This is a genomic window from Bacteroides sp. AM37-9, assembly GCF_003603455.1.
GTDB lineage: Bacteria > Bacteroidota > Bacteroidia > Bacteroidales > Bacteroidaceae > Bacteroides > Bacteroides xylanisolvens.
Genome location: NZ_QTNF01000015.1, coordinates 122,608 through 133,231 on the forward strand (window position 1 = coordinate 122,608; position 10,624 = coordinate 133,231).

The 10,624-nt window shown below is 41.8% G+C and carries 4 protein-coding genes; 2 read left to right on the forward strand and 2 right to left on the reverse strand.

Going from position 1 to position 10,624, the window contains the following annotated elements:
- Positions 1-39: 39 nt before the first annotated feature.
- The gene (locus tag DW862_RS12460) at positions 40-4,251 is read right to left on the reverse strand and encodes a malectin domain-containing carbohydrate-binding protein (RefSeq protein ID WP_120068534.1); all 4,212 of its coding nucleotides are present in this window, start codon (positions 4,249-4,251) and stop codon (positions 40-42) included.
- Positions 4,252-4,544: 293 nt separating this feature from the next.
- Positions 4,545-7,244: a hypothetical protein gene (locus DW862_RS12465; protein ID WP_162487400.1), complete on the reverse strand. Its 2,700-nt coding sequence runs from the start codon at positions 7,242-7,244 to the stop codon at positions 4,545-4,547.
- Between the two features lie 219 nt (positions 7,245-7,463).
- On the opposite strand from DW862_RS12465, the gene DW862_RS12470 reads away from it, so the two are divergent.
- Both DW862_RS12470 and DW862_RS12475 read left to right on the forward strand, forming a co-directional pair.
- On the forward strand, positions 7,464-9,896 hold the full coding sequence (locus DW862_RS12470) for an ATP-binding protein (RefSeq protein ID WP_087323977.1): 2,433 nt from the start codon (positions 7,464-7,466) through the stop codon (positions 9,894-9,896).
- Positions 9,897-10,011: 115 nt separating this feature from the next.
- Positions 10,012-10,542, forward strand: coding sequence for a GNAT family N-acetyltransferase (locus tag DW862_RS12475; protein ID WP_044918095.1), 531 nt, complete (start codon positions 10,012-10,014; stop codon positions 10,540-10,542).
- Positions 10,543-10,624 lie beyond the last annotated feature (82 nt).

The window sequence follows — 10,624 nt, forward strand, 5'->3', positions numbered from 1 at the left end:
TCCGTATCCCGTTTTATTGAAATCAATTGATAGAAAGATTTATTGAATATCCAATGCATCAAAAGCAATTCCGTCCATATTTTCTGCCGAAAGTAATACTTTGTAATGTCCGGCATTGATAAAGGTTCCGGTGGTGGTGCTCATCATCTTCCATTTATCCGGTGTTTCCGGGAAGCTCAATACGTCCTCTTTCAATACTACTCCTTTTGAATCAATGAATTTCATTAAGACAGGTATTGGCTTTCCGGTAGTATTCATATATTTAAAGCGAAGGGCGTACACCTGCGCCAACCCAGTAGAAACATTCCATTCAATACTGTTACCTTTTCCTTTACCAAAAAACACTCCCATCTGTTTGCGATGTTCTTTCTTTTGGAATTTGCCTTTCAGCACTGCCGTTTCCGCTTCGTATGATATACTGACACGAGCATTTTTGTCTTCCGGAAGTAACTCTTTCGGAGTCTTTTCCATTACTTCTTTATCCGCCTTTTCCCAACTCCAGCCGGACGCAGGGAATACCGTCGGTTTCAGTTCCCGATCTGTGCTGGCAATAGCAATGCCTGAAATCAAGGCTTGTCCTGCTTTCACTTCCGGGAAATGAATTTTCAACATTCCCCCCTTCACTGTGGCATATATCACCTTCTTACAAACTCCGTCGTGACCGCTTTCAGCCCAAATATCCAAGTCGTCTAATACAACAGAATCATTCACGGCAACATCAAATATGCGCAGCCCTTCACAGTCGGTAGAAGCGCTTCCGCCCGTACCATGCCAAGGCTCTGTGAAATACAGTTCAATACGATATGTTCCGTCTGCCACAGGGAAACGATATTCCAGCTGATGACGTCCGAAGCGGAAATGTTGGAATAACGTCCAGTCGCGGGTGCCACGAATCGGATCATTGGTGGTACGTTGACTGGCAAGATAAGGATTCAGGTCCTTGAAATTCTCCGCCCATGAACGGGAATAATTCGTATTGTCCTGCAACCATAACTGTCCGAAACTATCTGTATAATCATCCCCTCCACAGTTGAGACGATACAGATAATTATATCCTGCCTCTCCTTTCAATATCTTTTTATCATCCTGATAAAGAAGTTCGAAGTTAGGGGCTTGTTCCAAGCCATTTAATAGGATCAGGTCTTCTGCCACCTGTTTACCTTTATAATAGCCTACTGCACGAAGCACGTTATAACGAATATCCCGTTTTTCCCACATAAAATGAGTGCCTGTTCCGTTGTTCTTTTTACGTCCGAGGAAGGTTGCCTTTTCATTTGTCAGATCGTTGTATAGCAATACAGAATCACAATTGCTGTAAGCCTCGATGGTGGCACGGCGACGTCCTTTTTCAAAACGGTTGGCCCATGTATGTGACACCAGATAAACCATCGGGTCTTTTGCAGCCGGAACATAGTTGGCGCGATACATATAATATACGTCCAACGGTTCTTCCCACGGAGTAACCAATCCTTTATAATTGAACGGACCTACTTTATCTATCTTGCGATACGCTTCATCCGGTTGGCGGCGTCCGGGATTGTCATGACTGCTGTATATCCATTGGAATTGTCCGCAAACACTATCTTTAGCCTGTTCTGCCAAACGGATTTTAGTTTCCATCAGCTGACACATACGGTCTTCACTCCACACTCCGTTCACCTGGAAATCTCCCGGCTCCGTATGTAGGTCGATGCTTCTCCACGCTCCATATTCTCCGTTCAACAATTGGTTTGCTTGAGAGAGCTCACGACCGTATTTCGTCACATCTCCTCCATACGTACCACTCCAATTTTGAATCACATTCCAGTCTGTACCCTCACCGCCATTACAGGTTGTTATGACACGCATTGTCTTTGCAGTCGGATCCATCTCCCGAATAATATCACTGCACTCCTGTGCAAACTCACGAGGCAAAGTGCTTTCATTCTGCAATCCCCACATCACCACTGACGGAGAATTACGACGTTCTTTCACCCATTGACGAAGCAACTTTTTAAAGTTCTCACGAAACTCCGGAGTGTCATACCACACGTGGGCGGAAAATTGTGTCCAAAACAAGATTCCCTCTTCATCCCAGTATTTTTGATAATCGAGATGATGGGGCTGATGAGCATCCCGGAACGCATTGAAACCGGCTGCACGTATCTGTTTTACCCTTGCGGTAACCTGTTCATTACTGAACGCATGGCTTTGTCCGAACTGATGCTCATACTCACATACTCCATTGATAAACACCGGCTTTCCATTCAGGTAAAAACGTCCGTCTCCATCGTTTCGTTTTACCGGCCAGCTAATGGTACGAATACCGAAGGGTGTCGAAATTTCATCCGTTGTCTTCGTATCGCGCTTAATCATGCTAGCCAATTTATAGAGATATGGATTTTCTGTATTCCACAAGACAGGATTCTCAACAGGAGCCTGCTGGCGAATCACTTTCATTTCTCCCGGAGCTAAAGTTACTTTTTCAACCAAACGGAAAACTTGTTTTCCATCGGCATTGCTTAGTTTATTGACTAACTCTACCGTTTCTGTTGTTTTACTATAATTCTTAACCTCTGTTTCTACAAATACGTTAGCAGCCTTTTCGTCATTCCAAATATGTACACCGAAAGGTTCTATGCGAATCTCATCCGTTACTTCCAATACCACAGGACGGAAGATACCTAACGGTTGGGAACCCTCACTGAATCCCCATTCCGATGAACATCCTCCACATACCCAAGGCATATCGGCAATCATTTCAGGATGCTCGGCTTTCACTTCCAGGCGATTTACTCCCTGTTTCAATTCATCTGTGACATCCAAAGTCAACGTAGTGCGCCCTATGGGATGACGACCGAAGTCCTTTCCGTTCACTGTAATGGTGGCGTATGTACCCACTCCTTCAAAGCGAAGGAAATATTTTTTAAGTTGAGAGTTGAGAGTTGAGAATTGAGAGTTGTTGAGGGTGAAGTCCTTTTTGTAAAGAACGGTTCCGTGAAGATTGCCATGAGTCAATTGACGATACCCATAATAATCATCCCAGTTATGAGGTATATTCACAGTCTTTTCACTCTCAACTCTCAACTTTCCATTCTCAACTCTCCAAGTTTTCCAGCCTTCATTTAATTCAATAATTTGCCGGCGGTTCTTGATTTCCGGTTTCGGGAAACGGACAGCCGAACGTCCCATCGGCTTACTGGTAGCAATGGCAATGCCACGTTGCTCTGCGTTGTTTACCGCACAATAGAAATGATAAACCACTCCGTCATGTTTCACCACATAGCTCTTATGAGCAAACAGTTCATCGTAGTTCTTGGAGGGGATAATCAGGTCGGCCCCTTTCCAGTCGGTCCAGTTCACTAAATCATAGCTGGCGGCAAATGTATTGAATGCTTTATATTTACGCGAAGGTTCAAAAGCAGAGAAATAAAACATCACATACACATCTCCCATCTTTTGGATATGCGCATCTCCTGTAATGGTTCCATCAGCTTCATGCGCAAAGACCGGATTTCCGGAGTAGCGTTTCCATGTTTTCATATCTTTGGAAAGCGCAATGCCGACACGTTCGCCCTTTAAATTCGTTTCCGGATGATGCCCGCCCGCGTTGTAATACATCACAAACGGAGCTCCCAATGTTTTATCTTTATCCCAATAAACGGTACTCTTATATTGAGTCAGTTTCTCCCACCATTGGGCATCTTTATCATGGATGCTCAAAATCGGTTTGTCCAGAGATTCCCATTCATGTGCCGTAGAAATATCTCCTTTCGTCCATGCCAGTCCGACATAAAGCGGAGCTTTTACAGCTTCGTAGCCCGTTCCTTCACCACCGATATAAGTCATCCAATGGCGACCTTTATAAGTCTGAAGCTCATAGCTTCCACCCCATTCCATATCCGGCAATGCAGGAAATCCGCCACGCTGATTGCAGTCCCATTTTCCATCCCGATAAGAAAGAACCCGTCCCAAAGTGCGCCATTCGAGCAAATTATCACTTTCTGCTATCCAGGTTTCATAACCACGACCATCGGTTCCACCTTTACCGTTGTAAACCACATAAGTCATCAGCCACTTGTCTCCCTGGCGAAAAACGGTAGGACAATCAATCTTATGATAATTGTCTGCCGGGGCAACTGCGAGCCCGTACTTGTATGGTGTCTTTACTTCCTCGTAAATCTGCTCCATTCGTTCCTGCGGAACTTCCCTTTGCGCATACAGAGAGAAAGTGGTGGCTATACTAAAAACTGCCAGCAATAACTTCTTCATGATACTTTTTCTAATCGTTTAATACTTAAATAGTGCATAACCACTAAATGATAATTTTGCGGAGTGCCCTGAAAGGGCTTAATTATATAGCGTAGGGCAACGCCCTACGTAAAAGCGACAATCTGAATTTGCGCCCTGAAAGGGCATAATTGTATATAGTTCCGCCCTTTCAGGGCTTGTGGCTGGTGTGTTTTTTTCGTAGGGCGTTGCCCTACGCTATATAATTAAGCCCTTTCAGGGCACCCCAATAAATATATAATTGTAAGGCTTTCAGCCTAACTGCTAAATTCCCATTAATAAAACAACCAATCCATTGTCTCTTCATCCCCGGCAAGCCCGGCATTACGCACTTTCGTATCCGCAGCCGTGAATCCTAACACTTGCAGATAACCTTTGGGTAACATCAATGTATGCTTTCCAGCCGGAAAACTATATGCATGCACATTTGCCAAAGGCATTCCGTTGATACGGACAGCATTCGTCAACACGGGTTCCGCCTGACCGTAATCATTGGCTGATGCATCAATTTCCAGTTTCGGAGCTTTTGCATACTTTTTCTGGTCGTCTTTGAAATAAGCGACTAACAATTTCACCGGAGCATCCGTTTCGAAAGTGATGCTTGTGCCTTTCTCTCTCTGCTCATTTCCATTGAAGCGGAGCGCCTTCATTCCTTTCAATTCCGGAGCTACTGCTTCTATCTTACCTGGGACATCCACAAATAAAGAAATACCCTCATCCACTTTCACTGTCGGATAATTAGAGATCAGTTTCACGTTTGCAGGAGTCCAGGCAGCAATCTCGATAGTTTCAGTCACCGCATTTCCATTCTGTTTTTCTTTCAACAAAGCGAGGTTGGCTTTGAAATTTTCCAATTCCTTCTCATAGTGTACCAGCAATTCTTTCCAAGTCTTATTCTTTCCATCATCTCCACCAATAGGAATACGACGTTGGGCAGTCTGCATACTGTTGGCATACAAGTAATGTTCGTTCGTCAGTTCCACCAATTTGCGATAGTGTTCCAAGCTTTGTTCCATCAAAGGAATAGCTTCTTCAAGATTCTTAATCTCTTTTCCCCATTGATAATCCAATACCAGTTTGGCAGCTTTCACTTTCAGGTTGAACGCATACGCAAATTCACGATAACAATGCATATCATTCTGCAAACGTGCAAATTCATCCTTATTTGAAGAGACGGAACCTGCTGCTTTATCAATAGCCGCTACTGCTTTATCTCCATGTTCTATTACTTGAGCAACAATATCCAAAGGCATTTCACCTACATGAGGTTGCTTTTTCCATTCTTTTTCTACATACTCTATCAGCTTCTCTCCTTCCGGTCCGCAACTTTCATAGAATCCCGGATAGATCGTATATTTGTACGGATTGACAAGCTGACTCATAAACATACCCAGCAATAACGTTTGGCGATTTCCTTCTGTGATACCGAAACGACGCAATAACTTCGGAGCAATCTCACCGCTTTCTTCATAAGCTACACGGATATTGCTTGCATTTTCGTCAGATGTTCCGTAGAATTTGCCTAACTGATGGTTCCAGTAACCCATTTCATCTGTACGGTCGCGATGGCAGTTCCACGCATAGCGTCCCCAGGTCTGATACCAAATCCAGTCACGATCCAATTGGAACTCACGCTCATTGTTCGGCAATTTATCAGCAGTATAAGGCCAATCCCAATATGAAGCCTGTGGATAAAGGTGCAATGCATTGGCACCATGTACATTGTGCATGGCAGTTACCGCCTTCTGAACGAAATCCGGAGATCCCCAGCGGAACGGTTCCAAATTTGCCAGAATATGCACGTTACTGATGTGAATGGAACCCAACGAACTCAAATCTGTATGAATTTTCGCCCAGGGACCACGAGGCTCATAGGTAGTCAACGATTCACCATTATACTTATGCATCGTATAAAGATTCTTATAGAGTGGCAGTGCAGCATCCATCACCAGTTTACAGTCCGTATCGTGTGCACGCAATAAAAGGGGCGGTTCATCCGTACGTCCCAAAGCCTGTAATCCGTCTTTCACTCCCGGAATAATTGTTTTTGTAAACCATTCTACATCGTCCTCAACTGTACACATCGCTTCACCCAGACAAACAAGTAATCCTACATTGGGATATTTTTCAATGAAAGCAGCAATGCTCTTGCGTGTATAATCGGCAATCAGAGGAGTAATGGGACGGTTACGATCCTGTGTTTTCAGTCCGTAATGTTCAGCAAAAGGTTTGGAAAGAATAATATTATAAAACATCTGTATCACAAAGATACCGCGTTTGTCCGCTTCTTCTGTGAGGAAAGAGAACATTTCTTCATTCATCTTGAATGTTTCTTCATCTACTTCCAGTGCAAACGGATAATCTTCCAGTTTCACCAATGACGCAAACGGATGACCGTTCCAAAGGTACAGCGAATTCATGCGGTTGGCAACCAACATATCCAAGTATTTAATCCATTGTTCTTTATCATAAAACCAGGGGAAACTTTCCGGCGTATACGGATATTCGTATACACCATGTTCCGGCAGGTAGGTCATCTTCTGTAATCCTACACATGCACCACGCAATACCATTTCAGGACCGTCTTTCAGTTCCTCCGGGAAGTTCAACTTACCATCCGAATCATTCACACGGTCAATCAGTTCACGGCATCCGTAAATGACACCACTCCCATCCCTGCCGGACACTCTGGTCAGATTGCCCGTCGTCGAAATATGAAAACCTTCTTTCTTGAGTGTCGTGTCATTTACTTCCGTCAACAGAATCGTTTTGATTTCAGGATCGGAGAATGTCGTGTCTCCCTGTTGCATCATTACCTGATAACCGGCTTTATCCAAGGTAGTCTGTAACTGCTCCGCACCAAACAAAACACGATTTGACGCATCCGGCGGAGTCATAATCTTCACGGTTTGCCTGCCACACGCTGCCAAAAAAAGTGTGCATGCCGCAAACATGAATAATCTGGTATTTTTCATTCTTCTGATATATATTATAGATTATATAATTCACTTCTTCACTAAGAGAAAGACGAAATAATCCCCTGTTTGTACTCATTTGTCTCTTTTTCCACTTTTCAGCACCAAATTTTCACTTTCATCCTGCTGTGATATGCAAACGCCTCATTATTTAAAAGTTATGCTTATCTTTGCCGGCTAATGTCTTATAATACAAAACAGAAAACAAAAGCAAACAATATGAAAGAACAAACAAATTATGACTATGAAAAATACGTTCAGATAGCAAAAATGGCCAAAATGGGATGGTGGGAATCTGATTTGAAGAATCAAGAATATATCTGTTCCGACTTTATTGTTGACTTACTCGGTCTTGAAAGTAACCGCATCAGTTTCACCGAATTCCACCAAAGAATACGTGAAGACCATCGGTTGCGTCTTAAAAATGAATATCTATCTCTCTCTAATCTGGAGACATACGAACAAATGTTTCCTATGCAAGCAAAAAACAAAGAAATCTGGGTATACTCTAAAATCTGTTTCCAAAAACCGAATAAAGAAGGAGATAGAAATATGGTCGGTTATCTACAATGTATAGACAGACCGATTGACGATCCGAACAAGAATATTGACTTTCTTCAGGTTAACAGTTTACTTTACCAACAAAATAGTATTTCATATTCATTACTTGCTTTCCTGCAATGTGATGATATACCACAAGTGATTAACCGAATATTAGGAGATATACTCAAACAATTCAGGGGTGATCGTACTTATATTGTTGAAATAGATAGAAAGAAACAGGTACAGAATTGTACGTATGAATCAACGGCTAAAGGAGTATCCGAAGAACGGGATAATCTCCAAAATATACTTTGGGATGATTCTTTCTGGTGGAATCGTCAGATCACAGATCGAAAATCTATTATCCTGAATACATTGGATGATATGCCTTTGGAAGCACAAGAGTACCGCAACTTGTTAGAAGTCCAGAATATCAAATCATTGATGGCTGTTCCTCTTATTGCCAAAGATGAAGTCTGGGGTTATATGGGTATTGACATGGTCAGTGCATGCCGAAGCTGGAGTAATATTGATCTTCAGTGGTTTTCTTCCTTGGCCAACATTATTAGTATTTGTATCGAATTACGGAAATCAGAATTACAGGCCAAAGAAGATCGTTTAGCTTTAGACAATAGCGAAAAGATATTGAGAAATATCTATAAAAATCTTCCGGCTGGTGTCGAACTTTATGATAAAGATGGCTATTTGGTAGATATCAATGATAAAGAACTCGAAATATTCGGTTTGTCTACTAAGAATGAGGCATTAGGGATTAATCTATTCGACAATCCTAATATTCCTTCAGATATAAAAGAGAAATTGAGAGCAAAAGAAAATGTAAATTTCTCTATCAATTATGATTTCGCAAAGATAAACAAATATGTAGAAACACAGAGAAAAGGGATTATCAATCTTACTACTAAAGTAACAGCTCTTTATGATTCTCAAAACCGTTTTATTAACTATCTGTTTATCAATATAGACACGACAGAAACGACTAATGCATATACTAAGATACAAGAATTTGAGAATCTATTTCTTTTAATCGGTGATTACGCTAAGGTAGGGTTTGCCCATTTCAATGTACTGACAAGAGATGGATATGCTCAAGATACATGGTATAGGAATCTGGGAGAAAAAGAAGGGATTCCCATGCCACAGGTTATTGGGGTATACGCTCATGTGGTCCCTGAAGATCAAGCTGTCCTGAAAAATTTTGTGCGCGAAGTGAAAGAAGGAAAAGCGAGCAGTTTACGTAAAGAAGTTCGCGTCTGTAGGGAGAATGGTAAATATACATGGACCAGTATTAACGTAATGGTCAGAGATTATCGTCCGCAAGATGGCATTATTGACATGCTGTGTATCAATTATGACATCACGCCTTTAAAAGAAACTGAACAGAAATTGATTATAGCCCGCGATAAAGCAGAAGAACTGGACCGTCTGAAGTCGGCTTTCTTAGCCAATATGAGTCATGAAATTCGTACTCCTCTTAATGCTATTGTCGGTTTCTCCAGTCTTCTGGCAGAAACGGACAGCAGAAGCGAACGGCAGGAATACATTAAGATTGTGCAAGAGAATAATGAACTTCTTTTGCAACTGATCTCGGACATTCTCGATCTTTCGAAAATTGAAGCGGGAACATTCAATTTTGTATATACCAATGTAGATGTTAATGAGACTTGTTCTGAAATTATCAAATCAATGGGTATGAAAGTGAGTAAAGGTGTTGAACTGATTTTTGGGGAATTATTCCCGGAATGTTATATCTACACGGATAAAAACAGATTCACCCAAGTAATCAGTAACTTTATAAATAACGCGTTAAAGTTCACCCAACAAGGCAGTATCACCCTGGGATATGAACAAGTATCCCATCAGAAAATAAAATTCTATGTGCGCGACACCGGAATGGGAATACCGGAAGAAAAGCAAAAGAGCGTATTTGAACGTTTTGTGAAGCTGAATACTTTTGTTCAGGGTACAGGACTCGGACTTTCTATCTGCAAGAGCATTGTTTCCCAAATGGGAGGAGAAATAGGCGTGGATTCGACCGAAGGAGTAGGTTCCTGCTTCTGGTTTACACATCCGTACCACGCTGCTGACTAGACTGATTATATGTGGAAGGGGATATTCGATGAATGATGGTTAATACTTATAATAACGAATAACTTCCAATAAGGAAAAAAGAATTGTACCTTTGCATTCTATTATTATCATAGTTATGCAAAAGTATATAGAAACACCCCGTCTGATTCTCCGAGACTGGAGAGAAGAAGACATCCCGTTTTTTGCCCGTATGAATGCCGATCCGAATGTGATGGAGTTTTTTCTTAATTCATTGTCATCGGAAGAATCATTTGCCTTTTATCAGCGTATTCAAAATGAATTCCAAACTTGTGGCTTTGGTTTGTATGCCGTAGAACGAAAAGAAGATCATACTTATATGGGCTATACCGGACTACATCAGATTACATTTGATGTAGACTTTGCTCCAGGCATAGAAATAGGCTGGCGGTTAGCATACGAATATTGGGGACAGGGTTATGCTCCTGAAGCTGCAAATGCATGTTTGGAGTATACGCGCAATAAAACAGATATAAAAGAACTCTTTTCTTTTACTTCCCTTCTCAACCAACGGTCAGAACGTGTAATGCAGAAAATAGGAATGGAACGAATGAGGGAATTCGATCATCCGCTTGTCCCTGGTGAACATCCGTTGTGCAGACATGTATTGTATCACATCAAATTTTAAAAAGCTATTGACTTTCCTCTTTTAATTTCGTATATTTCCTCTATGAAAAGCAAGACCGCGACTATCTTTGTGAGTGGAAACG